A 24,780-nucleotide genomic window follows, 5' to 3' on the forward strand; every position below is an offset into this window, starting at 1 on the left:
CGTTTTCGCAAAGAGCGGCTCCGAAGCCATTGATAGATCAAGCCTCATCCGCAAGCACGCACGACAAGGACGATGATCATGTTGGACAGACTCATAAGACCGAAACCGAGCGGCGGCATTCCGCGCGGGCTCTCGACCACCGGCCCGGTACTCTTCTCCTACGGTTTCCGGCCGTTCTTTCTGGGCGCCACCCTTTGGGCGATCGGCGCCATGGCACTCTGGATCTCCGCATTGATTCTCGGGGTCGACCTTGCCGGCAACTACGGCGCCGCGCATTGGCACGCTCACGAAATGCTGTTCGGTTTCTCCTCCGCCGTGCTCGGCGGCTTCCTGCTGACGGCGATCCCGAACTGGACCGGCAGGCTTCCGGTTTCCGGGCGCCCGCTCGCCGCCCTCTTCGGGCTCTGGATCGTCGGTCGGGCCGCGCTGCTTTCGAGCGGTGTCATCGGTCTGCCCGTCGCCGCAGGTATCGAAGCGCTGTTCCTGCCGGTCCTCCTGCTGATCTGCGCGCGCGAGGTGATCGTCGGCCGGAAGTGGAAGGACCTGAAGGTCATCGGCGGGCTGGTGCTCCTGTCCACCGCCAACATCTGGTTCCATCTTTCGGTTCTCAGCGACCTCGACGTCGATGCCGCAGCGCGGCTGGCGATCGGCGCCTACACTATGCTGATCATGATCGTCGGCGGGCGCATCGTGCCGAGCTTCACGCGCAACTGGCTGAACAAGGTCGGGCGCACCGATTTCCCGGTGCCCTATAACCGCTTCGACACGGCGGCGATCCTGATCGGCATCGCGGCGCTTGCCGCCTGGACCTTCGCACCTGTTCACATCGTCACCGGGGCGATCGCGCTCGTCGCCTGCGCCTTCCATACGGTGCGGCTGTTCCGCTGGCGCGGACTGGCGACCTGGCCAGAAAAGCTGCTCTTCGTGCTGCACGCGGCCTATGCCTTCGTGCCGCTCGGCTTCCTCGCGATATCAGCCGGTGCGATCGAACTCCTGAGCGAATACCCGGTCATGCATGTGCTGACCGTCGGCGTCGTCGCGTCGATGATGCTCGCCGTCATGACCCGCGCCAGCCGCGGCCACACCGGCAGGCAGCTGGTCGGCTCGGCGCTCACCAACGCCTCCTATGTCGCGATCATGACCGCAGCGCTGATCCGGCCGCTGGCGGAGGTGCTGCCCGCGCACTACCAACACCTGGTCGCGCTTTCGGGTGCGTTGTGGATCGCCGCTTTCGCTCTGTTCACGCTCGAATACGGGCCGATGCTGGTGCGCGAACGCCGCTCGCCGCGCGCCTCATCCTGACGGCGCGTTTCGAACCCAAAGCAAAAGGCGCCGGATCAGCGGCGCTTTTTTTTGCAAGACCACTTTCAGAAGATGCTGCCCTTCGTGAATTCGACCGCGCCGTCAGCCATCATCTCAGGCGTCCATGGAGGCTCGTAGGTCAGGCGCACTTCGGCGTACTCGACACCCGGCACATACCAGACGCAGTTCTGAACCGCCTCCTTGAGGAAGGCCGTCGCCGGGCAGCCCTTGATCGTCGTCGTCATGGTGACGCGGGCGATCCCGCCTTCCTGAACGTCGATGTCATAGATCAGGCCGAGATCGACGACATTCTTGCCCATTTCGGGATCGATGATGATGCGCAGCGCATCGCGAATCTTCGCTTCGAGATCTAGGGTTTCAGGCGCCGACATGGGTACGCCCTCCGCCGATGCGAATGAGGATCCGGTAGGTCTCGCCGGTCGCGTCGAAATTGCCGGCCCATTTGTGCCCGCGCTTGGCGAGCTCCGGATAGAGGAACAGCGGTTCGCGCGCGAGCAAGGCGAAGAGCACTTCGCCCTCCGTCATCTTCTCGGCCGTCGCCAGAATGCGCACCATCGGCTCGGGCGGATCGAGATCGGTCAGGTCGAGCTGGCGGCTCGGATCCGGCCAGGTATCGAGATCCGTTTTGCCGGCCGAAAGCCGGATCTCGTCGACCTCTCCTTCGGGCGTGAACAAAACCTCCCAGTCGCCATTGTCGAGCGGGCGATCCTGATGCGTGAAACCGCGACCGGCCATGACGCTGAAGAGCGGAACGGGCCTGAAGGTGGCAATCAGCTTCAGCGCCTGGCCTGGCGCCAGGCTGTCGACAGCATTCATGATGGCCTGAAACGGATCGCTGCCGCCGCGCAACAGCGGCCGGACGTCGAGTTCATAGGGATCTTGGCTCATGGGAACCTCCGTGAGGAATGGATGGCAGAAACAGGCCCGGTCGAACAAGTCCGCCAGGCAATCGAAGTTCGGCCGGAACGTTGATCAGCCGCCGTGTTCGCACGAACTCGAAGATGAGCGCATTGATGGCAATCAATTGGCCGAAGCTCGCAAAGCGAAACAGGATCGCGCTACCGATCAGCAGGGCCAGCGTCCCGACCGCAACCGTCAGATAATAGAGCCGAAACCAGCGAAGTGCCGCGGCCTCGACGACGAGGTCCTGGACCCGCGGCGTCGGCATACGCCCAAGTGCCGGCCCATAGCATTCGAGCCAGGTCATGAACGGTACGATCTTGTAAAGCTGGGCGAGACCCATGCCGGTCAGCCAGCCGAAGGTGACGAGATAGATGACGGCGCCCGAACCGGTGTCGAGCCGGCCGGCCGCCAACAGGGCGACGAACAGCACGGTCGCGGCGATCAGGGATGCGAAGGCACCGATGCTGGCGCGACTGTTGAGCTCGATCGCCTTACGCCGGCGCTCCCGATAGATGCGCAGGATATCGCCGACATAGATCGCCACGACTGCAGCGCCGGAAGCGACGGCAAGGATGAGAAGCGGCACACGGCCGAATGCGCCCACGAGAACGACAGGGACCGCTGCGGCCAGAAGGCCGAGACAAAGCGTACCGAGCACGAAGACGAGCCGGCTGCTTGCGCGTTCCTTGTCCGGCGAAAGCATGAACATGGTCAAAAGCCGGTAGCTGACGCCCATGGTGGTGAAGCTCAACCAGCCACAAAGGCCCAGGGAGGCATGAAGCGAAAGCCCGTCGATCGTCAGGTCGATCGCGCCTTCCGCATCGATCAATCCCGAGAGCACGCCGGCATAGACGCCGCCGAGCAGCATCGTGGCGAGGAGCGCAGCGAGACCGACCGCGACAAAGCGGGCGGGAAGCGGCAGCGGGCGCGCATGCCAGAGTGTCGCCGCGAAGGCGAAGCCAGGCACTGAGAACCCGACGATCGAGAAGGCGCCTCCGAGAGGAAGCAGCGTCACCGGAAGATCGATCGTGCCCGAAAGGCTGACGAAGCCGAGCGTCAGGCTGGCGATGCCGACAATGAGCAACAGGAGTGCCGGCAGGGCAACGCTCGGAAAGGACAACGGCCGGCCGACGAGAACCGGCACGAATTGTAGCAACGCACCGGTCATCAGCAGGCTCAACCAGCCCAGGACGACGATATGGACGAGCGCCAGCGTTTCCGGCGCCTCAAGGGCGGAGACCGGGTGGCCGTAGCCGAGAACCATCATGATCTCGCCGAGGACGAGAAAGATCAGCGCGGCCGCGAAATAGGACATGGTCCAGCGGGACAGCGTGGCTGCGAACATGGCGGTTCATCCCCTAGATCACGATGGGCTTTGGCCGAGCCGATCAAAAACCAATAAACGTGATCGATTCTCGTAAGTTAGAGCGGGATGTGCGCGGAAGTCCGCACAGACTTTTCTTCATCCCGCTCTCAAGGCGCACCGAGAGACTCAGTGCCCGCCGCAGCAGCAATCGCAGCCGGAGGATTGTTGCCGGCCGATTTCGACACGCCAGACATCAGGTCCTTGCTCGAGATATTCCCAGGTGAACTCGCCCGGATAACGCGTCTCCAACTGGTAGTGCAGCGGACGCGGATCATGATCGTTGATGATGATGAAGGCGCCGCCCTCGGCAAGCGCGTTCAACATGCCGAAGATTTTGGGATGGCGCTCCACCGGCGGGATCGTCCGCACGTCGATGAAGGGCTTGTCGGTCTCTGCAATGCTCATGGTCATCCGCTCTAGTCGCCGTCGTTGCTTGATGATCCGGGAAACGCCGGCGCACACGCCCCGGATTTCCGCAACCTAACGACGGCCGGACCGCGACATTTTGTCGAAGCGCAAACAAATCCCGGTTTGACCGAGACCACCCCCGTCCTTGACTTTTCGCAAAGAGTTGCCGGCTTGCGCAGCCTAGAAAGATGATCCATCGCCACCCAGATGAGGACGAAATGTTAGCTTCCGCGCTCCTGAAATACGGTGAAATGCGCCTGCCGCGCTACACGAGTTACCCGACCGCGCCACGCTTTGCCGCAGCGGTCGACGAGCAGACCTATGGCGACTGGCTGAAAGCGATCCCCGGCGGGCAGGACGTGTCGCTCTATCTGCACATCCCGTTCTGTCGATCGATGTGCTGGTATTGCGGCTGCCACACGACGATCACCAAGAAGGACGATCCGATCCTCGATTATCTCGACGTGCTCCGAGACGAGATCCGCATGGTCGCCGATACGGTCGGACGCCCCTTGCCGGTGGCGGAAGTGCATTTCGGCGGCGGCACGCCGACAATCATCGAGCCGCGCGAATTCCTGGCGCTGATGACGTTGATGCGCGAACGCTTCGCTCTCACTCCATCGACCAACGTCGCCGTCGAGATCGATCCGCGCCGATTGACGCTCGCCATGGCCGAGGCGCTCGGCGAAGGTGGCGTGCGGCGCGCAAGCCTCGGCGTGCAGAGCTTCGATCCCGTCGTGCAGAAGGCGATCAATCGCATTCAGAGTGAGAAGCAGACGGCCGAGGCCGTGGGCCATCTGCGCGGGGCCGGCATTGGCGGCATCAATTTCGACCTGATCTACGGGCTGCCGCATCAGACGGTTCGCTCCTGCGTCGAGACGGTCGAAGCGGCCGTGGCGATGCGTCCGGAACGGTTCGCCGTCTTCGGCTACGCTCATGTGCCAAGCTTCAAGAAGCACCAGCGCATGATCGACGAGAAGGCACTGCCGGACAGTGGCGCCCGCGCCGAACAGGCGATGGCGATCAGCGAGGCGCTCGTCAAGGCCGGCTACCGGCAGATCGGCCTCGATCATTTTGCCTTGCCTGATGACGATCTTGTCACCGCCCAGGCAGCCGGACGGCTTCGCCGCAACTTCCAGGGCTATACGACCGACAATTGCGAGACGCTGATCGGTTTCGGCGCCTCGGCGATCGGCCGCTCGCGCGACGGTTATGTCCAGAACGAGGTACCGCCGGGTGTTTACGCAAGCCGCATCGCCTCGGGCCGGCTCGCGACCACGAAGGGTTACCGGCTGACCGACGAGGACAGGCTGCGTGCCGTAATCATTGAACGGTTGATGTGCGATTTCAGCGCGGATATTTCCGCAATCGCCGCGGCGCACGGCCGGGACTGGCAGTCGCTCATCGAAGGCAACGGCAAATTGACTGAACTGCAACAGGACGGTGTGATCGATATCGCTGATGGCGTCATTACGGTCAGGCCCGAGCACCGCTTCGTCATCCGCGCGGTGGCGGCGGCCTTCGATGCCTATATCGATGAGTCTCAGCGAGTGCACAGCAAGGCTGCTTGAGGGCTCTTTCGCCAGGAAGGTTCGGCCATTGCCGAGTCTTCTGTCACAGGGGCGTGCCCGCCATCGGGGCACGCCCGCGCCACAATACAGCCAAAGCGCCGCCCCCCTCCGCCATGCTCGGGCTCGACCCGAGCATCTCTTTATCTCCTCATGCTTCGAGAAATGCGAATAGACACCACGCCTTGGATCCTCGCCTCAAGGGCCTCACGGGCGAGGATGACGGTGTTCGGGGGGACCTCTCGTTAAAGGCCGGTCGCTTGCGGCGGGTTGCGGTCCTTGGCCTGCAACGACGTTTTGGGCCGTGGCAGCATAAGTTTGCCAGGTGCCGCTTCTCTCCTTCATGGTCGAGGCCCGACCTTACGATGCAGCCGCCTTCTGCAAGGAGTACGCCGCGAACGCTAGGCGCGTGTCCTTCGTTCAAACCTTTGCGACGAAGATCGGGCGCCCGCATACCTGAGCTTGAATTCAAAAGGCCCGACGATTGCGGGGCCCTTGTTTCCTGACTGGATAACCGCCTCACCCCACCAGGTTGCGGTAGATCGCCGGCAGCGCCGCGGGTAGCCGCGAGATGTTGCCCACGACCGCATAGCCGTTCTGGCCGAACATCGCGGGCACATAGGACTTCGCCTCGCGGTCGACCGTGACGGCAAAGGTGTTGATGCCGCTCCGCCGCGCCTCCGTGACCGCCCGGCGGCTGTCTTCAAGCGCGAAGCGTCCCTCATAATGGTCGATGTCGTTGGGCTTGCCGTCGGTCAGTACCAGGAGAAGCTTCTTGCGGTTCGGTTGCCGCCGCAGCTCGGCCGAGGCATGGCGGATGGCCGCACCGATGCGGGTGTAATAGCCGGGCTTCAGCGCGGCAATGCGCGCCTCGACCAGCGGTCCCATCGCCTCGTTGAAGGCTTTGACCGTTTCGACCCGCACCCAGTCGCGCCGTCGCGACGTGAAGGTCAGGATCGAGTGGTTGTCACCGCAAGCGGAAAGCCCGTGCGCCAGGATGAGCAGGGCGTCTTTCTCCACGTCGAGCACCCGCCGGTTGTCGGACCAGGAGTCAGTCGACAGCGACACGTCGACGAGGATCGTCACCGCCAGATCGTGCATCTGCGGCCGACTCATCAAGTGGATGCGATCGCTACCCTGGCCGCCGGCGGCGAGGTCGGTGCGGGCACGCACGACCGCGTCGAGATCGAGATCGGCGCCGTCCAGTTGGGCGCGCAGCATCTCATGGCGCGGGCGCAGCACTTCGAACTGGCGTCGCACGCGGCGGATCAGGCTCTTGCTTTCCTCCGTGAGTTCAGGGCGCTCTTCGTGGCCGGAGGCCGCCATCGCCAGCACGCGGCAATGGTCTTTGAGATATTGGCCTGTCCGGTAGTTCCATTCGGGATAGGTGAGCTCGGCCGTCAGCGGCGTCGGATCGACCGCTTCCGGCGGCAGGTCGAGATCGAAGCGGAAGCGCGCCGAGGGCCGCCCCTTGCGCTCGCCGAGCGTCATGTCGTCGAGTTCCTGGGCAGCCTTGCTGTCGTGGTCGTCGCTGTCATCGCCGGGGCGGTCGACATTGACCATCTCGGCCATGGCCAGGATCTTCTCGAAGCGGTTAAGAATGAAGGGGCTACGCTCGCCCTTGCGGTTTTCCGGGTTTTCGCGAACGGCGACATGGCGTTCGACTTCGGTAACCGCGGCCTGAGTACCCGGCGTCGCGGCGACATCCTCGTCGCGCGTGGTCGTGGTTTCCGCCCGACCCAGCGTGTCCGGCCAGAGCGGCATCGGCAGCATCGGCAAATAGCCGGGCGGCGCGCGATGCGGGAAAATCACCGGCAGCGTCGCATCCGCCTGACCCGCAGCCTTGCGCAGGAGGCGCAGGATATGGTTTTCGAGATGTTGTTCGGTCGCCGGCAACGCGCCCCGCTGCCGCTCGGCAAGCGTCGCTTCCGCCAGGCGCCGATAGCGCCGCCGAAGTCCCGGAAACCGCTGGAACACCTCCTCGACAGTCTCCTGGGCGCGCGACACGAGCGCCAGGTCGCGGCGGAGCGGATCGGTTTCACTGACGGGGTCGACCGGCATCGTTGCCATGAAGGCAACCAGCCAGTGATAGAGATCCCGGTTGAGGTCCTTCGTCGGAAAGATATCGATCTCGCCAGGCAGCATCAGCGACGCGTGGTCGCGCGCCGGCTGCACGAGCTTCTCTTCGCCGAGCCCCATGCGCTGCCGCCACCGCAATCGATGGGTAGAGGTTCGACCACGGGCCGGCACAATCTGCACCGCCGCCTCGCCGCCATGTCCGCGAAAGGACACGCCGAGCACCGGCATCATGTCGGTGAGCTTCATCGCTTCTTCCGGATAGCGCCGCCACGTTCTGGTGTTGCCTACGAAACGGTGCCATGCCCGCCCGACGGTTTCTTCGAGCTCGAGGAAATCAAGCATGGCTCACCTCAGGCGATCAGGGAGCCGGCTACTTCGAGAAGTGCTGCGCGCACATCCGGCTCATCGGTGAGCGGCTCGATCATCGCGGCCCGCACCGCGTCCTTGACCGGCATGCCGGCATCGATCAGCGAGGCGCAGTAGACCAGCAGCCGGGTCGACACGCCTTCTTCCAGGTCATGCCCCTTGAGGGCGCGCAGCCGATGCGCGAGATTGACGAGCGGCGCCACCTGGCTTTCCAGCAATCCACTTTCCTGGGAAACGACCGCGATCTCCTGGTTCTTCGGCAGGAAATCGAATTCGATCGCCACGAAGCGCTGCCTGGTGCTGGGCTTAAGGCTCTTCAGCAGGTTCTGGTAGCCGGGATTGTAGGAGACGATCAGCATGAAGCTCGAGGGGGCTTCGAGCAGTTCGCCGGTGCGTTCGAGCGGCAACATGCGGCGATCGTCGGTCAGCGGATGCAGGACGACGGCGACATCCTTGCGAGCCTCGACGATCTCGTCGAGATAGCAAACGCCGCCGTCGCGCACGGCGCGGGTCAGGGGGCCGTCGACCCAGACGGTGTCGCCACCCTTCAGCAGATAGCGACCAGTGAGGTCAGCGGCGGCAAGATCGTCATGGCAGGACACGGTCGAAAGCGGCAGGCCGAGCTTCGCTGCCATGTGGCTGACGAAGCGAGTCTTGCCGCAACCGGTCGGTCCCTTGAGGAGCAGCGGCAACTGCCGCACCCAGGCGCTTTCGAACAGCGCGCATTCATTGCCGGCGGGACTATAGGCGGGGATATCGAGCGCCGCGCGACTGATGGCGGTTTGGACAGGGCTCATGGCAGGTCTCCATGCTGAAAATTCTTGGGGGGTGCCGGCGCGGGGAACCGCGCCGGCTGATGGGTCATTCGGCGGGCTGGACGACGCCGCTGAGTTTCTCGCTGCGCTCCCGGCCGGGCACGAGAACCGCCCAGATGAACATCAGCGCCGAGATCAGGACGACGGCACCGGAGCCGAGGCGGATCCAGTAGAACAGCGCAAGCTGATCCTGAACGTCCATGTAGCTTTCGCCGAGCACGCGCTGCAGGTGCGCCTGGAGAACGCCGGCGAAGGTGAGCGCGAAGGTCATGACCGACATGGCGGTGCACATGATCCAGAAGCTTGTGATCGACAGCCACTGGTTATAGGGGGCGCGGCCGCGGATCTCCGGGATGGCATAGGCCATGACTGCGAGGTTCAGCATCACATAGGCGCCGAAGAAGGCGAGGTGTCCGTGGGCCGCGGTCACCTGGGTACCGTGGGTGTAGTAGTTGACCGAAGACAGCGTGTGCAGGAAACCCCAGACGCCGGCACCGAAGAAGGCCATGACCGAGCAGCCGATCGACCAGAGGAGGGCGGCACGGTTCGGATGCTTGCGGCCGGCCTTCCAGGTCATCACGAAGGTGAAGATCACCATGGTGAAGAAGGGTGCGACTTCCAGCGTCGAGAACAACGAACCGATCCACTGCCAGTAACCCGGCGCACCGATCCAGTAGTAATGGTGGCCCGTGCCGAGAATGCCGGAGAAGAGCGCCAGGCCGACGATGAAATAGAGCCACTTTTCGACGACTTCGCGGTCGATTCCGTTGAGCTTGATCATCAGGAAGGCGAGCACCGATGCCATGATCAGTTCCCAGACGCCTTCGACCCAGAGGTGGACGACGTACCACCAGTACATCTTATCGAGCGCGAGGTTGATCGGGTTGTAGAAGGCGAAGAGGAAGAAGATCGCGACACCCCAAAGCCCGAAGATCAGGATGTTGGTAACCGTGGTCTTGCGGCCTTTCAGCACCGTCAGCGTGATGTTGTAGAGGAACATCAGCGCGACGATGACGATGCCGACCTTGATCGCGAAGGGCTGTTCGAGGAATTCGCGACCCTCGTGGATATGCATGAGATAGCCGACGACGGCGACGGCCGCGGCGATCAGGAAGATCCAGAACTGCGCGATGGCGATCTTCGTGCTGTAGAGTTCGGTTTCCGCTTCTTCGGGCAGCAGGTAATAGGTAGCACCCATGAAGCCCATGAGCAGCCAGACGATCAGTGCGTTGGTATGGACCATGCGCACGATGTTGAAGGGCAGGAGCTCGGAGAGCGTGTTGGGCAGGACGTAGATGGTGCCGGCAAGCACGCCGAACAGCACCTGGGCGAGGAAGAGGCCGAGCGCTCCATAGAAATAGAGCATCGCGACCTTCTGGGTTTGGTATTTCATGGCGTCACACTCCAATTGCTCTATTTAGCCGGCCTCGTTAGGCGGCCAACTCTGGGTCTTGATGCGGCTCGTCCATTCCAGGAAGTCGGCGAGGTCGTTGAGTTCCTGTTCGCTGAGGTTGAACTGCGGCATCTGCCGCCGCCCTTCGATGCCGGTCGGCTGGGCGGCCATCCACGCCTTCAGCGTTTCGCGGGCGCCGTCCGGATCGGCCTCGCCGCCGAAGCGCTTCCAGACATTGCCCAGCTCGGGTGCGAAATAGGCGCCCTCGCCCAGCAATGTGTGGCAGTTGATACAGGAGTTCTTTTCCCAGACGTGTTTGCCGCGCGCGACCGAGTCGGTCAGCGTCGTTTCGTCCGTCGAGGTCGTCCGCATGTAGTAGTGGCTGTGGGCAGTCAGCCCGACGAAGATTGCGAAGAAAAAGAAGGACCCGCCGTAAAAGACGTTACGGGCCCCGGTTTTGGTGAGGCGTTCTGCCATCACGTGGTCCTTTCGATTTCAGATGGCCGCAAAGCGCGCGGCCGGCTGATCTGATCCCCTCCCCGTGTGGCGTCGGCAACAATCGGGGCGACCCCATGTCTAGGGAAATCGGCAGCGGCTTCTTTGCGTTTCGGCAAACAAGTCGGCGGGTGACCTCAGGTGAGGAGAACGGCGCTCAGCACCAGCTTCGCCGCAGCGAGCAGGACCAGTGCTGCGGGCCAGATCAGAAGACCGAGACGGAGAGCAGACGGCGCATGGCTGAGCCCCATGAAATCGAGCGCGACGAACCGGCTCTTGACGATGGCGAGCCCGAGCAGGACGGCGATGACGATCACCGTCGGCCCGGCAACCGCCATCAGCGCCATGCTCGAGATCACGATCGCGGCGAGCACGAGCCAGGTGTTGAACAATTGTTTTGGATTGCGGTCGGTCATGGAACTTACACGAGATAGACGAGCGGAAACATCACGATCCAGACGAGATCGATCACGTGCCAGAGCGTAGTGATGAGCGCGACATTGCCGGGAGCCGGCCGCCAGGCGACGATGAGCAGCACGAGGGCGCCGAAGACCACGTGCAGCAGGTGAAAGCCGGTAACGAGGAAATAGAGTTCGAAGAAGGAGCCGAATGCGGGATCTCCGGCGACACCGGCTTCCGCGCTGTATTCGAAGAGCTTGATCGCGACGAAGGCAAAGCCGAAGAGCGCGGCATTCACCAGCGCCCGCCGACGCTGCCCGAGCGAGGCCCGAGGCCTTGTCGCCAGGGCCGCCTGCCAGCCGCTGGTCAGGAGAACGAGCGTGTTGATACCGGCAAGCAGCGGATCGAGATGCGAACGAGCGACCGCAAATGCGTCCGGCTGGATGAGGCCGACAACCAGAAAGCCGACGAGCAGGATGCCGAAGGCAGCAAGTTCGCTCCAGACGAGCACCCAGAGCAGCAGGGTGTCCGTGGTGTCCTCTTCCGCCGCTGCGGCAATCGGATAACTGCGGGCATCCATGTCAGCGCCTCCGTCAGGTCTCAATGGGTTGGAGCGGGAAGCGGCCGGAAAACAGCACACGTTTTTCATCCCGCCTCAAAAACTCGAGGCTTGAGCTAGGCGCGGGCGCACACCCTGTCTTTGCGATTGAGCAAAGAAGGCGGCAGGGTGCGGGGCTATTGGCGGTGACAAAGGAGCCCTCCGATGACAGACGCACAGATCGGCCTTTCCGTCGCCACCCCCATCATCATCGTCTTCGCCCTCGTGCTCTATCGCATGGGCGTGCTGCAGCGCGGCGCGACGCTGTCGGCGATCCTCTCCTCCGTCGCGATCGCCATCGTTCTCTTTCTCGACCGCTGAGCGGCAGCGTCGCCCACGCCAACGGATGTCGGAGACCGGTGGAGCAACCTCCCTTCGTGGCGGGCGGTGCCGATTGAAGCGACCTTTCGACACTGCTAAAATTCGCTTCTTCCGCATCCAAACAGGAGCGGGTCCCGTGAGCGAAGCAGGCGCGGGGCGATACTACCATTCGCGCCGCAGACAAAGTCGGTCAGGGCTTGCCTCCTCGAGAGGACGATCACCGCTTCGAGGCGCTGAGCGGAAGAAATACCCTCTTACAAATGCGACCGTTCAAGGGGAGGATTGGAGGGATGATCGACCAATGGCTATTCAAAAGCGAGACCTACGACAACTGCAATTGCGCTATGAATTGCGGCTGCCAGTTCAACCTGCCGAGCACACACGGCTACTGTCAGTCGGCCTTCGTCGGCAACCTGGTAGAGGGCTACTACGGTGATACGCCGATCGCGGGCCTGAACTGGGCGGCAATCTACAAGTGGCCCGGAGAAATCAAGGACGGAAATGGCCGGCGCCAGATCGTTATCGACGAGCGCGCAAACCAAGCTCAACGGATCGCGCTTGAAGCGATCATCTCCGGCGACGCCGGCGAACCCTTGAGCAATCTCTTCTCCGTATTCGCGTCCACATGCTCCGAATTTTGCAAGACATTGTTCCTGCCGATTCAGCTTGAGGCGGACTTGGAGCTCAGAACCGCCAGGGTAGAGATACCCGGCGTCATGGTGAGCCGCGGCAGGCCGAAGATCAACGAGTTTACCGGCCAGCCGTTCCACATTGCGATGGCGCGTCCGAGCGGCAGTTTCGAATTTACCTACGCAGAAATCGGGCTGGGTACGACCTCGGTCACCGGGGATATGGAGATGGCCTACGAAAATTCGTGGGCGCATTTTTGTGTCCACCACTTCAATCAGGATGGTTTGGTCCGCGAGCGATCGAGGCTCACCGCATGGCTCGAGCGCATGGGCCCGCGTTCGTGATGCGATAAATCCGGCAATCGTCATGCGCTCACGACCGACCGCGGGGGTCCATTGATCGCAGCCGATCAATGGAGGCCGGGACATGCAGCAATTTCAAAACTCTACGGCGACCTTTGCGCGTCTTGCAGGGCGCGGAGCGCTGTAGTCCCGAGCGGCGAAGGGTCGCGCCGCAGACTTTGAGAAATGTCAAAGATGGCCGCCTTCAGTGGGTGTAGTTGAGGCATCAATACCTAATGGAGCAGGTTCTATGCAGCAGCGATTTTCGGGACAACAGGAGCTGGGACAGGCTTACCGCGGACTTCTCGACCTATGCGACCGGCTCGAATCGCTCGCCGATTCGATCCCGCATCGTATCGACGCCGCGAGTTGCCGCATGATCATGACGGAACTGCCGGAAAAGCTCAGGCGGGTCCATGCGCTGGAGGAAATGATCCTGTTTCCCGCAGTCGAAGACCAGCGGGCTGGCGAAGATCGCGACGCCTTGATCGCGCGGCTGCGCGCCGAGCATGACCAGGACGATCGGGCCGCCATCGAACTGGTGCGCGTGCTGAGAGCAGTTCTCGACAACAGGGCATCGGTCAATTGGGACGCGATCGGCTATATGTTACGGGGGTTTTTCGAAACCGTTCGCCGCCATGTAGCAACGGAGCGCCTGCTTCTATGGCGCCACGCGTGAGTCGATCGACATGACCTATTTTCTCCTCGCCTTCGCCGTCTTCCTCCTGCTCCATCTCGTGCCGGCCTGGCCGGCGCTTCGCCAGGGCCTGATCGACCGGCTCGGCCGCTCGACCTATTTCGCGGTCTATTCGCTGCTCTCCGTGCTCGCCCTCGGCTTCGTCTTTCACGCGGCGCTGCAGCTCGATTTCATCCCACTCTGGGAACCGACCGCCTGGCAGGCCTGGGTGACCTTCGTTCTGGCGCCGCTGGGGATCTTTCTCGTGCTGGCCGGCCTCTTCAGCGAGAACGCGCTGTCGATTTCGATCTACCAGGGAAACGAACGGCCCGGTGCCATCCTGACGATCACCCGCCATCCGGTGCTGTGGGGCTTCCTGCTCTGGGCCGCCGGCCATATCGTACCGAATGGCGACCTGCGCTCGCTCGTGCTCTTCGGCGGCTTCGCGCTCTTTTCCGTCGGCGGTTTCTTCATGCTCGAAAGGCGCGCCCGCCGGCGCCTCGGTGCCGGCTGGCGAGCTGCCTCGAAGGGAACATCGGTCTGGCCCTTTGCAGCGATCATCCGGGGCAAAACCCGTTTGCGCGCCGACCCCGTCATGATCATCGCCGCCTTTGCGACCGTCGCGATTGCCGTCTGGCTACTGCTCGGCGGGCACGATGTCCTCTTCGGAGCCGACCCCCTGCTCCAGGCATTCGCCTTCGACTAGCCTTGGTCTTCTCCTTGCCAGGCCTTTGCCAATGGCGTGATCGGCAACGCCAGGAGATCGATCGCGCGAGCCGCCAGATGGTCGACGATGGCTTCAACGGTTTCGGGGCGATGGTAGAAGGCCGGCACCGGCGGCATGACGATCGCCCCCATTTCGGTGATGGCGCACATGTTGCGCATATGGCCGAGATGCAGCGGCGTCTCGCGCGCCATCAGTATCAGCCTGCGCCGCTCCTTCAAATGCACGTCGGCCGCACGAACCACGAGATTGTCGGCCATGCCACTGGCGATCGCCGCAAGCGTGCGCATGGAGCATGGCGCGACGATCATGCCTGCCGTCGAAAACGACCCGCTTGCAATCGCCGCGCCGATGTCTGCGTGGTCATAGGTTCGCGCGGCCTTACGTAACAAGGATGGAAGCGCTTCCGCGCCGACCTCGTGCGCGAGCGTGCGGTGCGCCGCGGGCGACAGGATGAGATGCAGTTCGGCATCTTCGATTTCGCTGAGCCGCTCGGCGATACGCACGGCGATCGCAGCGCCGGAGGCGCCGGTCACGCCGAGTACGATCTTCATCCTGTTCATCGCGTCAGGCCTCCAAGCCCGAGATCCGCCCAGATCGCATCGACCTGACTGACGATCTGCGGCGACATATCCAGAACACGCCCCCATTCACGATCGGTTTCGCTACCGATCTTGTTGGTGGCGTCGAGCCCGAGTTTACCGCCGAGACCCGAGCGCGGCGAGGCGAAGTCGAGATAGTCGATCGGAGTGCCCTCGATCACCGTCACGTCGCGGCTGGCATCGAACCGTGTCGCAAGCGCCCACATCACGTCGGACCAGTTGCGCACGTCGATATCCGGGTCGACGGCGATGATCAGCTTGGTGTAGCTGAATTGCGGCAGCATCGACCAAAGCCCCATCATCACGCGCCTGGCCTGCCCCGGATAGCGCTTGTCGATCGAAACGACCATCGCCCGGTAGGAGCAGGCTTCGGGCGGCAGCCAGAGATCGGATATCTCCGGAAACTGTTTGCGGACCAGCGGTACGAACAGCCTGTTCATCGCTTCACCGAGCCGCGAAGGCTCGTCCGGTGGCCGGCCGGTATAGGTCGAGAGATAGAGCGGGTTGCGGCGCATGGTGATTGCCGACAGGCGCATGACCGGGAATGGCTCGATTGAATTGTAATAGCCGGTGTGGTCGCCATAGGGGCCCTCCTGCGCCGTTTCGACTGCCGAAACGGTGCCCTCCAGCACGATCTCGGCATTGGCTGGCACCAAAAGAGGCACGGTCTTCGCCGTGACGAGCGGCGTCCTGCCCCTCCTGAGCAATCCCGAGAAATTCAGTTCGCTCAATCCGTCCGGCAGCGGCATGACGGCGGCAAGGATCGTCGCCGGGTCAGCGCCGATGACGACCGCGATCGGCATGTCCTGACCCAAGCGTTGCCACAGGCGATGGTGGCGAGCGCCGCCGCGGTGGGCGAGCCAGCGCATGATCACGCGATCAGGGCCTAGCACCTGCATGCGGTAGATGCCGACATTGACATCCAGCGGGTCATCCGGCGCACGCGTGATCACCAGCGGCCAGGTGATGAGCGGCGCCGGCTCGCCGGGCCAGCACCATTGAACCGGCAGGCGGCCGAGGTCGATTTCCCGACCGCGCCACACGATTTCCTGGCAAAGCGCACGCGCCACTTTTCGCGGCCGCATATACATCGCCGATCTCAGCAGCGGCAGCCTGTCCCAGGCATCGCGCAGCGATTGCGGCGCTCGTGGATCGCGCAGTTCCGCCAAGGCGCCGGCCAGCGTATCGAGTCCTCCCGGCATCAGGCCGAAACCACGTTCGATCCGGCGTTCCGACCCAAAAAGATTAGCAAGAAGCGGGATCGGCTGCACGGCACCAGAGGCATCGACCGGTTGCTCGAAAAGAAGCGCGGGCCCGTCGGCCGCGAGCACGCGGCGGTGGATCTCGGTCACCTCGTGCACCAGCGAAACGGGTCGCGAGATGCGCTTCAGGTCGCCTTCACGCTCAAGCGTATCGACAAAATCCCGAAGCGTTGCGAAGCCCTGAGATGGGCGAAAGGTCCTGTTCATGGAGCCTGTTTGTGGCGGCGAATGGCCCTTGTCTTTGATGTGGCGCAAACAACCGCGGGCGGCGGGCGTCTAACATGCGCATCACCTTCCGATTCCGTCGCTCCGCAGGCCGCCCCACAGGTAGTAAATGACCCTTCCGCTCGCGATCACCGCACCCCTGAGCTTCGTTCCCCTCGTCGCCATCGAAAGCGTGGTGCAACGGGTCTTTGCCCGCGTGATCGCGGCCCATCCCGGCCTCTTCGATCGCCTCGCCGACCATGCCGCCAAGCGCTACGCCTTCCTGCCGTCCGATCTGCCGATCGGCTTTCTGGTCGAGCCGTCGGTGCGGCGTATCTCCGTCCATCGCAAGGAGCGCGCGCCCGCGTCAGACGCCCGCATGGAAGGCGAATTCGTCCTGCTGCTGGCGTTGCTCGAAGGGCGCATCGATGGCGACGCCGTCTTCTTCTCCCGTGATCTCACGGTCAGCGGCGACATGGAGGCGATGCTGGCGCTACGCAACGCCCTCGACGATTGCGAAATCGATCTTCCAAACGATCTCGCGCGCATGAGCGGGCCGCTCGCGCCACTCGTACGCCGCGCCGGGGAGGAGATCCGTGAACGCGCACTTGGCCGCGTTCTCAAGGAGGAGACTTCCCAATGGAACTGATCTGCCCAGCCGGCACGCCGGCCGCCTTCCGCGAAGCCGTCGATGCCGGCGCCGACGCCGTCTATTGCGGCTTTCGCGATGAGACAAACGCCCGCAATTTTCCCGGATTGAACTTTTCGCGAGAGGAACTCCGAACGGCCATTGCCTATGCCAAGCAGCGCAAGGTGATGACCTTCATTGCGATCAATACCTTCATGCGCGCCGGCCAGGAGACACTTTGGCACCAGGCAGTTGACGACGCCGTGGCACTCGGTGCCGATGCCGTCATCCTCGCCGACTTCGGCCTGATGGCCTACACGGTCGAGCGCCATCCGCAGCAGCGGCTGCATGTCTCGGTGCAGGCCTCCGCCTCCAATGCCGATGCCGTGCGGTTCCTCGTCGAGGCTTTCGCGGCAAAACGCGTCGTGTTGCCGCGCACACTGACGATCGCCGACATCGCCCGCCTTGCCAATCAGATCGATTGCGAGATCGAGGTTTTCGCCTTTGGCGGGCTCTGCGTGATGGCCGAGGGGCGCTGTTCGCTCTCGTCCTACGCCACAGGCAAGTCGCCCAACATGCACGGCGTCTGTTCGCCCGCCAGCCACGTGCGCTACCGCCAGGACGGGCGCGAACTCGTCTCCGAGCTCGGCGACTACACGATCAACCGCTTCCCGGCCGGCGAGGCCGCGGGCTATCCGACGCTCTGCAAGGGGCGCTTCGACATTGCCGAGGAACGCGGCTACGCCTTCGAGGATCCGGTCTCGCTTGACGTCATGGACCATATCGATGCGCTGCGCAGCGCCGGCGTCAGCGCACTGAAGATCGAAGGGCGGCAGCGCGGCAAGGCTTATGTTGCCGAGGTCGTCTCGGTCATGCGGCGGGCGCTGACCGCCGGCGCCGCCGAACGGCCCGCGCTTGTATCGCGGCTGAAAGCTCTGAGCGAAGGCCAAAAGACGACAACAGGCGCCTATGAGAAGCGCTGGAGGTAACCGGCCCATGACCACGTCCGTCAGCCCATCCAAACCGGCCTTGAGCCTCGGCCCGATCTATTATCTCTGGGACGGCCCCAAGTGGCGCGACTTCTACTTCCGCATTGCCGACGAGGCGCCGATCGCCCAGGTAACGATCGGCGAGGCCGTCTGCTCGAAGCGACTACATTTCATCGAACCGCATCTCGGCGATGTCATCGAACGGCTGGAAAGCGCCGGCAAAAAGGTGAGCCTCGCCTCGCTGGCGCTCGTGACGCTGGAGCGAGAGAGCCAGCTTGTGCGCGGACTGGTGCGTGACAGCGCCCATCCGATCGAGGCCAACGACCTATCCGCCCTGCACCTGCTTGCCGGCAAGCCGCATTCGATCGGACCGCTGGTCAACGTCTACAACGGCGCCACGGCAAGGCTGCTGGCATCGCGGGGGGCGAGGAGCATCTGTTTGCCGCCGGAGCTGCCGATGGCATCGGTGCGAGGCATCATTCAGGACAATCCGGGCGTCGCTTTCGAGGTCTTCGCCTTCGGCCGCGTACCCTTGGCGATCTCGGCGCGCTGCGCCCATGCCCGTTCCAAGGGCCTGATCAAGGATAATTGCCAGTTCATCTGTGGCCAAGACACGGATGGCCTGACCGTCGAGACGCTCGACCGCCAGCCTTTCCTGGCCCTCAATGGTGTGCAGACCATGTCGCACACCTGCCAGACGCTGATGCAGGAACTCCTCGAACTGGCCGCCGCCGGCGTCTCCCGGATCCGGTTGTCGCCACAGGATTGCGACATGGTCGCCGTCGCCGAAATCTACGACGACGCGATTGCCGGCCGGCGTACCATCGGTGAAAGCCTGGCACGGCTCGAATCCGTCTATCCGGGCATCCCATTTTCCAACGGCTTCCACCACGGCCAGACGGGAGCGGCCTGGGTCAAGGTGCCTATATCCGCGGAGTTCCCGGTTGCATGAGCCACGGGCCGAGTGCAATCGCGGTGCGCGACGACGAAACAGCGATGCCGGCTTCAGTCACATTGCTTCGTCCCAATGGCTGGCGGGCGGCACCACGCCCTTGGTGAACAGGAAACAGCCATAGGCGCGAGCTTCACCGGTCACGATGACGCAATAGGCCCGCTTTGCCTCCTCGTAGAAGGCGAAGCGCTCGATCGCATACATCTTCGGTGCGTCGCCGTCTGCACGCGTGATTTCGGCCTGCACCTCGCGTTGGACATCCGGCAACTCGCCTGCCTTGATTTCAGCCGCCATCCTTGCTGCTGAGGGCTGCAGCGGGGTATCGAGCGGCATGACCGAAAGCACGGCCCTCGCCGCGCGCGCCGCCGAGACATTGGCAATGTGCAGCGGCAAACCGAGCCGGGTGTGGCGGGCAATCGTGTCGGCCGGAAAGTTCGCATCGACGAGCGCGATCCGGTCTCCGTGGCCCATCGAGCGCAGCGCGTGCAGCACGTCCGCGTTCAGCGCCGGGTCGATGTTCTTGAGCATCAGCGTATCCTTTCCTCAGCTTGTTTTCAGCTTGTTTCCGCCCGGAGATCCGGGCGCGAGACGGCGCCGCGTGCGAGCCTCGTCGGCCCACCGCGCGCGTGATCGTTTGTCGTCGTTGGAGCGGGCGGCAGGCCGCCGACACCTTGCCCGCGTCTCAGACGCCGGTCAGCCGCTCGCGATACTTGTCGATGATGACGGCGAGGATGATGACAACGCCGGTGATCATCTGGCGCATGAAGTCGCTGAGCCCGAACAGGATCAGGCCGTTGGCCAGGACCCCGGTGATGCAGGCGCCGAGCAACGTGCCGATCACCGTGCCGCGGCCGCCGTTGAGGCTCGTTCCGCCGATGATGACGGCCGCGATCGCATTCAACTCAAAGCCGATGCCGATGATCGGGCTCGCGATGTTGAGGCGCGCCATGTAGACCATCGCGGCGATGCCCACCAGGGCGCCGGCGATGGTGAAGGCCGCCACCTTGTAGAACATCAGCGAATGACCGGCGAGACGCACGGCCTCCTCGTTGTTGCCGATGCCGTAGAGCAGCCGGCCGAACACTGTCTTCGACAGCACGAACCAGGCGATCGCGACAAGCACGAGCGCGATCAGAAAGACCACGGGAACGCCGAAGATCATCTGCGAGCCGAAGGCGTTGAAGCTCGGCGGAAAGGAGTAGATCGTCCGCGCATCCGTGACCTGCAGCGCCGCGCCGCGCGCGATATTCAGCATGCCGAGCGTGACGATGAACGAGGGCAGCCCCCAGAAGGCGCTGATCCAACCATTGAGGAAACCGCAGACGACACCGGTGCCGATGGCCGCAAGCGTCGCGAGCGCCACCGCCTGGAACACCGAGAGATCGGGGATCGTCAGAACCGTGCCGCCGACGACGGCGCAGAAGGCGAGCATCGAGCCGACGGAGAGATCGATGCCGCCGATCAGGATGACGAAGGTCATGCCGACAGCGAGGATCAGGTTGATGGTGATCTGCGTCAGGATGTTGGAGATATTGTTGGGCGTCAGGAAGTGCTCGGTGCTGACCGAGAAGAAGACGATCAGCAGCAGCAGCGCCAGACCGATGCCGGCGTCGCGCAGAAGCACTTTTGGCGACCAGCCCGCCAGCCGGCGCGTGTCGTCGGTTTCGGTCACTTGGGTCTTTTCGAGTGCTTGCATCTCAGTGCCTCCCCTGTTGCTGTTCGCCCTGGTAGGCGTATTGCAGAATCCGTTCTTCGGAGAATTCCGGCCGCGACAGTTCGCCGACGACGCGGTGCTGCGACATCACGAGAATGCGGTCCGACAGCGTCATCAATTCCGGCAGCTCGGACGAGACGATCAGCAGCGCCAGACCGCGTTCGGCGAACTGGCGGATCAGCGCATAGATCTCGGCCTTTGCGCCAACGTCGACGCCCCGGGTCGGCTCGTCGAGCAGCAGCACCTTCGGGTTGCGCGCCAGCCATTTGGCGAGCACCACCTTTTGCTGGTTGCCGCCCGAAAGCGTCGCGGCATTCTTGCCAGGGCCGCCATATTTCAGCTTCAGCTCGGCGCCGAGCCTCTGCGTCACCGCGATCTCCGCCTTCGCGTCGAGGATGCCCGCACGCGACACGTCCGCAAGGGAGGCGAGCGTGACATTGGCCGCAATCGGCATATTGAGGATCAACCCCTCCTCCTTGCGGTCCTCGGTGACGAAACCGATGCCGGCATTGATCGCCTCGCGCGGCGAGCGGAAGGAAATGGGCGCACCTTCGAGGCGAAGCTCGCCGGAGAGTGGCAGTTCCGCCGCCGCGATCGCACGCAGCAGCTCGGTGCGCCCCGAACCGACGAGGCCGGCGATCCCGAGGATTTCGCCCCTATGCAACCGAAGTGAGATGCCGTGAGCATGGGGCGATTGCAGATGGCGGAAGTTGACGAGCGACAGCGCTTCTTCCGGCCGGGCAAGCGAGACAATCTCGCTTGCCATCTGCTGTTGCAGCTTCCTGCCGACCATGGCGCGCACCAGCTCGTCCTGGCTGGTGGCGGCAATCGACCGCGAAAACACCGTCTCGCCATTGCGCAACACCGTCACCCGATCGCAGATACGGAAGACCTCGTCGAGGTGATGCGACACGAAGATGATCGAAACGCCGCGGCTGCGAAGGTCGTTTATGATCGCGAACAGCCGCTCGGTCTCGCGCGCTGTCAGCGTTGCCGTCGGCTCGTCGAGGATGAGGATGCGGCTTTCCGTCATCAGCGCGCGCGCCACCTCGACGAGCTGGCGATGAGCGATGCCAAGCCGCTCGACCGGCCAGTGCACGTCGATATCGCTGAGCCCGATGGCGTCAAGCGCGGCCCGTGCACCGGCATGCATCTCCTGCCGCTTGACGATGCCGAGCGCATTGCGCGGCAGATGTTCGATGAAGATATTCTCCGCCACCGACAGATAGGGCAGCAGGTTGAACTCCTGGTGCACCACCTGAAGGCCGTTGACCTTGGCCTCGCGCGGCGTGGTCGGCATATAAGGCCGGCCGGCAAGGTTGATTGCGCCCTCGTCCGGACGAACGATGCCGCAGAGAACCTTGATCAGGGTCGATTTGCCGGCGCCGTTCTCGCCGATGAGGCCATGCACTTCGCCCGGCTGAATGGACAGGCTGACGCCGTTCAGCGCCCTGGTGCCGCCGAAGGACTTTTTGACATCATGCAACTCCAGAACGGGCGGCGTTGAAACGCCGGCCGCCTGCGCGCGCACGGTTTCCGCGTTGATCATGATCTAGCCCTTTGAAACGTAGCAGTGCGAGCCGGAAGCCGTTCGCTACCCTGTGGACTGCTGCCTCTGCCTACAGCGCCGCGCGTCTCATTGGACGGGCAAGGTCGCTGTAGCACTTTGAAATGCTGCATGTTGTTCCTTAAATCGGATCAGATTTAAGGAACATACAGTAGCCGCACCGGGCATCGCCCGGCGCGGTTCGAAGCGGTGTTGGGCTATTTCACGTTGTCCTTGGTCACGAGCTCGATATCGGTCTTGACCCAGCCTTCGAGCTTGGGGCCGCCGGCAACGACTTCGAGCGCCTTATCGATCGCGTTCGCGGCCATCTGCGAACCGAACTGGTCAACCGTAGCCAGCAACTTGCCGTCCTTCAGCATGGGAGCAACCGCCGGCACGTTGTCGAAGCCGACGACCCTGATGTCGTTACGGCCGGCCGCATCAAGCGCCTTGACCACACCGATCGCCATGGAATCGTTGGCGGCGAGAACGCCCTGGATATCGGGATGGGCGGTCAGCATGGTGGAGAAGACGGCGTTCGCCTCCTCGGTTTCCCAGTGCGCCGTTCTGGAGTCGAGAAGATCGAGCTTGCCGGCGGCAATCGCGTCTTCAAAACCGAGCTTGCGCTGCGCCGCATTGTCGGCGCCGGGGTTGCCTTCGAGGATCACGACCTTTGCGCCGGCGCCGAGATCCTTGGCAAGCGCATCGCCGACCATCTTGGCGCCGCCGCGATTGTCGGGCCCGACAAAGGCGAGATCGACGCCCGCATCCTTCTTCGCCTGCTCGTCGAGCGAGACGTCGAAATTGACGACGACAATGCCGGCGTCCATTGCCTTCTTCAGTGGCGCAACCATGGCGCGGGAGTCGGCAGGCGCAATGACGATCGCATCGACACCCTGGGTGATGAAGTTCTCGACGCCGTTCAGCTGGCTTTCGAAATCGGTCTCGTTCTGCATGCCGATCGCTTTGAGCTCATAGTCGCCGCGCTTCTTCGCATGCGCTTCGGCGCCTTCGAGCATGTTCTTGAAGAAGTCGTTGGCAAGCGACTTCATGACGAGGCCGACAACGGGCTTGTCGGCGGCCACGGCGATCGTCGGCAGCGCAGTGGCAACGGTGAGCGCGACGATGGATGCGAATCGTGAAAATTTCATGGGTTCTTCCTCCGGTGAAAAGATGGTCCTCCAACCATCGATGAAACGTTTCATCACGCGGGCAAGCGTGAGGTGCTTCGGTCGCTAGAAGAACGAAACACATCGTGACTGTCAATATGAAACGTTTCATCATTGTGAATTTTGTGCTGGAAGCCGCTACCGGTTCGCGGCATTCTCTGATTTAAGAGGAAATCAGCTGCCCGTCGGCCAGGACGCGAGTAATGCTGTAAGACTTTGATCCGCTGCATAATTTTCTATCTGCAGCCGATCCAACGCACGACACCGGGAGCGATCGTTTGAACCCGACGATAAAGGATGTTGCCCAGCGTGCCGGCGTCTCCGTCGGCACCGTTTCGCGCGTGCTCGCCAAGAACAAGACTGTCAGCGAGGACATTCGAGCCAAGGTGGAAGCGACAATCGAGGCGATCGGCTACCGGCCCAACATCCTCGGGCGGAGTCTCCGGCTCAACAAGACCGACATCATCGGCCTCGTCGTCCCTGATATCACCAACCCCTTCTTCGCCGAACTTGCCAAACACGTCGAGATGCTCGCGTCTGCTGAGGGCTATTCGGTTCTGCTGGCCAACACCCATGACGACCCGGAAGCGGAGAAGCAGCAGATTGAGACACTGCTCGGGCGCCTGCCGGCCGGCCTGATCCTCGTCCCCGTCAGCAACAGCCTCGTTGACGGCCTGATTTCGGGCACGCGGACGGTCACGATCGACCGGCCCTTGAGCGGGCACGCGCTTGTCGCGGTCGACAACCGGGAGGGCGGCTATCTCGCCGCCGACCATCTACTGGCCCTTGGTCATCGGCGCATCGGCTATATCAGCGGGCCGAACTCGACCGACGTCTCGGCCGAACGCCGTGAAGGCTTTCTGCAACGCCTCGACGAGTTTCGGGAGACGAATCCCGGTGAGTATGTCGCGCCGCAAGTCGTCGAAGGTCACTTCGACTATCGCTCGGGCGAGGAGCTTGGTAAGAAGCTGCTGACGCAAGCAGACGCAACCCGCCCGACGGCGATCGCCACCGCCAGCGACCAGCAGGCGATTGGCCTTCTACGTGCCGCCGGCGACATGGGCCTGCGCGTGCCGACAGACCTTTCGATCGTCGGCTTCGATGATATTCCGCTCGCCTCGCTGGTGCTGCCGCGCCTGACGACCATCCGCCAGCCGATCGCCGAGATCACCCGGCTGGCACTCGAGGGCGTGCTCGGCAGCCACGCGCTGCAAGAAGAATACAAGCTGCGGCCCGTGCTTATCGAGCGCGGATCCTGCGCGGCACCACCCGTCCCCTGAGGCAAGGCGAGACGGGATGAGGAAAAGTG

At 63.2% G+C, this 24,780-nt stretch carries 26 protein-coding genes; 10 read left to right on the plus strand and 16 right to left on the minus strand.

Annotated features, from left to right (window positions below; all coding sequences use genetic code 11):
- Nucleotides 1-78 precede the first annotated feature (78 nt).
- Nucleotides 79-1,302 (plus strand): NnrS family protein, encoded by a 1,224-nt coding sequence (locus AC0C6X_RS20645; RefSeq protein WP_246304564.1) that lies wholly within the window; start codon nucleotides 79-81, stop codon nucleotides 1,300-1,302.
- A 65-nt stretch (nucleotides 1,303-1,367) separates the two neighbouring features.
- Here the strand turns inward: AC0C6X_RS20645 and AC0C6X_RS20650 are convergent, their stop codons facing one another.
- The 4 genes from AC0C6X_RS20650 to AC0C6X_RS20665 all read right to left on the minus strand — a co-directional run bounded on the left by AC0C6X_RS20650 (nucleotide 1,368) and on the right by AC0C6X_RS20665 (nucleotide 3,997).
- Nucleotides 1,368-1,694: a metal-sulfur cluster assembly factor gene (locus AC0C6X_RS20650; RefSeq protein WP_173519594.1), complete on the minus strand. Its 327-nt coding sequence runs from the start codon at nucleotides 1,692-1,694 to the stop codon at nucleotides 1,368-1,370.
- Nucleotides 1,681-2,211: a DUF2249 domain-containing protein gene (locus AC0C6X_RS20655; RefSeq protein ID WP_472954843.1), complete on the minus strand. Its 531-nt coding sequence runs from the start codon at nucleotides 2,209-2,211 to the stop codon at nucleotides 1,681-1,683. Before AC0C6X_RS20655 ends, AC0C6X_RS20650 begins: the two co-directional genes overlap by 14 nt.
- A complete protein-coding gene (locus tag AC0C6X_RS20660; protein ID WP_247959181.1) occupies nucleotides 2,192-3,571 on the minus strand; it encodes a hypothetical protein in 1,380 nt (459 codons plus the stop codon). The genes AC0C6X_RS20655 and AC0C6X_RS20660 overlap by 20 nt, the downstream gene beginning before the upstream one ends.
- Nucleotides 3,572-3,718: 147 nt before the next feature.
- Complete coding sequence (locus AC0C6X_RS20665) at nucleotides 3,719-3,997, minus strand: DUF2249 domain-containing protein (protein WP_376741699.1); 279 nt, start codon at nucleotides 3,995-3,997, stop codon at nucleotides 3,719-3,721.
- A gap of 221 nt (nucleotides 3,998-4,218) precedes the next feature.
- Here AC0C6X_RS20665 and hemN point away from each other — a divergent pair, with 221 nt between their 5' ends.
- Nucleotides 4,219-5,571, plus strand: coding sequence for an oxygen-independent coproporphyrinogen III oxidase (hemN, locus tag AC0C6X_RS20670; RefSeq protein ID WP_247959182.1), 1,353 nt, complete (start codon nucleotides 4,219-4,221; stop codon nucleotides 5,569-5,571).
- A gap of 516 nt (nucleotides 5,572-6,087) precedes the next feature.
- Here the strand turns inward: hemN and AC0C6X_RS20675 are convergent.
- The 6 genes from AC0C6X_RS20675 to AC0C6X_RS20700 form a co-directional block, all read right to left on the minus strand.
- The gene (locus tag AC0C6X_RS20675; RefSeq protein ID WP_247959183.1) at nucleotides 6,088-7,989 is read right to left on the minus strand and encodes a nitric oxide reductase activation protein NorD; all 1,902 of its coding nucleotides are present in this window, start codon (nucleotides 7,987-7,989) and stop codon (nucleotides 6,088-6,090) included.
- A gap of 8 nt (nucleotides 7,990-7,997) precedes the next feature.
- Nucleotides 7,998-8,810, minus strand: a complete 813-nt coding sequence (locus AC0C6X_RS20680; RefSeq protein WP_247959184.1) for a CbbQ/NirQ/NorQ/GpvN family protein — start codon at nucleotides 8,808-8,810, stop codon at nucleotides 7,998-8,000.
- A gap of 64 nt (nucleotides 8,811-8,874) precedes the next feature.
- Entirely contained in the window at nucleotides 8,875-10,221 is a 1,347-nt protein-coding gene (locus tag AC0C6X_RS20685; RefSeq protein ID WP_472954845.1) for a cbb3-type cytochrome c oxidase subunit I, read from the minus strand.
- A gap of 24 nt (nucleotides 10,222-10,245) precedes the next feature.
- Nucleotides 10,246-10,698 carry a c-type cytochrome gene (locus tag AC0C6X_RS20690; protein ID WP_173519586.1) on the minus strand — a complete coding sequence of 151 codons (453 nt, stop codon included), beginning with the start codon at nucleotides 10,696-10,698 and terminating at the stop codon, nucleotides 10,246-10,248.
- A 155-nt stretch (nucleotides 10,699-10,853) separates the two neighbouring features.
- Complete coding sequence (locus AC0C6X_RS20695) at nucleotides 10,854-11,132, minus strand: cytochrome C oxidase subunit IV family protein (RefSeq protein ID WP_247959186.1); 279 nt, start codon at nucleotides 11,130-11,132, stop codon at nucleotides 10,854-10,856.
- 5 nt (nucleotides 11,133-11,137) lie between these two features.
- Complete coding sequence (locus tag AC0C6X_RS20700) at nucleotides 11,138-11,695, minus strand: cytochrome c oxidase subunit 3 (RefSeq protein WP_173519584.1); 558 nt, start codon at nucleotides 11,693-11,695, stop codon at nucleotides 11,138-11,140.
- A 183-nt stretch (nucleotides 11,696-11,878) separates the two neighbouring features.
- On the opposite strand from AC0C6X_RS20700, the gene AC0C6X_RS20705 reads away from it, so the two are divergent.
- The 4 genes from AC0C6X_RS20705 (at nucleotide 11,879) to AC0C6X_RS20720 (ending at nucleotide 14,387) form a co-directional block, all read left to right on the plus strand.
- Entirely contained in the window at nucleotides 11,879-12,034 is a 156-nt protein-coding gene (locus AC0C6X_RS20705) for a hypothetical protein (protein ID WP_089044838.1), read from the plus strand.
- Between the two features lie 290 nt (nucleotides 12,035-12,324).
- Entirely contained in the window at nucleotides 12,325-13,008 is a 684-nt protein-coding gene (locus AC0C6X_RS20710; protein ID WP_247959187.1) for a DUF1326 domain-containing protein, read from the plus strand.
- 247 nt (nucleotides 13,009-13,255) lie between these two features.
- Entirely contained in the window at nucleotides 13,256-13,684 is a 429-nt protein-coding gene (locus tag AC0C6X_RS20715; protein ID WP_173519582.1) for a hemerythrin domain-containing protein, read from the plus strand.
- Nucleotides 13,685-13,694: 10 nt separating this feature from the next.
- On the plus strand, nucleotides 13,695-14,387 hold the full coding sequence (locus AC0C6X_RS20720; RefSeq protein WP_173519581.1) for an NnrU family protein: 693 nt from the start codon (nucleotides 13,695-13,697) through the stop codon (nucleotides 14,385-14,387).
- Here the strand turns inward: AC0C6X_RS20720 and AC0C6X_RS20725 are convergent.
- On the minus strand, nucleotides 14,384-14,968 hold the full coding sequence (locus tag AC0C6X_RS20725; protein ID WP_173519580.1) for a UbiX family flavin prenyltransferase: 585 nt from the start codon (nucleotides 14,966-14,968) through the stop codon (nucleotides 14,384-14,386). The two genes, AC0C6X_RS20720 and AC0C6X_RS20725, sit on opposite strands and share 4 nt — an antisense overlap.
- The gene (locus tag AC0C6X_RS20730; RefSeq protein ID WP_247959188.1) at nucleotides 14,965-16,476 is read right to left on the minus strand and encodes a UbiD family decarboxylase; all 1,512 of its coding nucleotides are present in this window, start codon (nucleotides 16,474-16,476) and stop codon (nucleotides 14,965-14,967) included. The genes AC0C6X_RS20725 and AC0C6X_RS20730 overlap by 4 nt, the downstream gene beginning before the upstream one ends.
- A gap of 127 nt (nucleotides 16,477-16,603) precedes the next feature.
- On the opposite strand from AC0C6X_RS20730, the gene ubiT reads away from it, so the two are divergent.
- From ubiT to ubiV, 3 genes are read left to right on the plus strand one after another with little or no spacing between them, the layout of a single operon-like run.
- Nucleotides 16,604-17,122 carry a ubiquinone anaerobic biosynthesis accessory factor UbiT gene (ubiT, locus tag AC0C6X_RS20735; protein ID WP_173519578.1) on the plus strand — a complete coding sequence of 173 codons (519 nt, stop codon included), beginning with the start codon at nucleotides 16,604-16,606 and terminating at the stop codon, nucleotides 17,120-17,122.
- The gene (gene ubiU, locus AC0C6X_RS20740) at nucleotides 17,113-18,090 is read left to right on the plus strand and encodes a ubiquinone anaerobic biosynthesis protein UbiU (protein WP_173519577.1); all 978 of its coding nucleotides are present in this window, start codon (nucleotides 17,113-17,115) and stop codon (nucleotides 18,088-18,090) included. The genes ubiT and ubiU overlap by 10 nt, the downstream gene beginning before the upstream one ends.
- A 7-nt stretch (nucleotides 18,091-18,097) precedes the next feature.
- Nucleotides 18,098-19,042, plus strand: a complete 945-nt coding sequence (gene ubiV / locus AC0C6X_RS20745; protein WP_247959191.1) for a ubiquinone anaerobic biosynthesis protein UbiV — start codon at nucleotides 18,098-18,100, stop codon at nucleotides 19,040-19,042.
- A 57-nt stretch (nucleotides 19,043-19,099) separates the two neighbouring features.
- On the opposite strand, the gene AC0C6X_RS20750 is transcribed toward ubiV, so the two are convergent.
- The 4 genes from AC0C6X_RS20750 to AC0C6X_RS20765 all read right to left on the minus strand — a co-directional run bounded on the left by AC0C6X_RS20750 (nucleotide 19,100) and on the right by AC0C6X_RS20765 (nucleotide 23,453).
- Nucleotides 19,100-19,570, minus strand: coding sequence for an RbsD/FucU family protein (locus tag AC0C6X_RS20750; RefSeq protein ID WP_472954851.1), 471 nt, complete (start codon nucleotides 19,568-19,570; stop codon nucleotides 19,100-19,102).
- Nucleotides 19,571-19,724: 154 nt separating this feature from the next.
- On the minus strand, nucleotides 19,725-20,738 hold the full coding sequence (locus AC0C6X_RS20755; RefSeq protein ID WP_246304563.1) for an ABC transporter permease: 1,014 nt from the start codon (nucleotides 20,736-20,738) through the stop codon (nucleotides 19,725-19,727).
- A 1-nt stretch (nucleotide 20,739) separates the two neighbouring features.
- Complete coding sequence (locus AC0C6X_RS20760) at nucleotides 20,740-22,305, minus strand: sugar ABC transporter ATP-binding protein (RefSeq protein ID WP_173519574.1); 1,566 nt, start codon at nucleotides 22,303-22,305, stop codon at nucleotides 20,740-20,742.
- Nucleotides 22,306-22,520: 215 nt separating this feature from the next.
- Nucleotides 22,521-23,453: a substrate-binding domain-containing protein gene (locus tag AC0C6X_RS20765; RefSeq protein WP_472954853.1), complete on the minus strand. Its 933-nt coding sequence runs from the start codon at nucleotides 23,451-23,453 to the stop codon at nucleotides 22,521-22,523.
- A 296-nt stretch (nucleotides 23,454-23,749) separates the two neighbouring features.
- Between AC0C6X_RS20765 and AC0C6X_RS20770 the strand changes: the two genes are divergently transcribed.
- Nucleotides 23,750-24,751 carry a LacI family DNA-binding transcriptional regulator gene (locus tag AC0C6X_RS20770; RefSeq protein ID WP_472954856.1) on the plus strand — a complete coding sequence of 334 codons (1,002 nt, stop codon included), beginning with the start codon at nucleotides 23,750-23,752 and terminating at the stop codon, nucleotides 24,749-24,751.
- The last annotated feature ends 29 nt before the right edge of the window (nucleotides 24,752-24,780 follow it).

This window comes from Ensifer sp. VA4 (assembly GCF_055710065.1).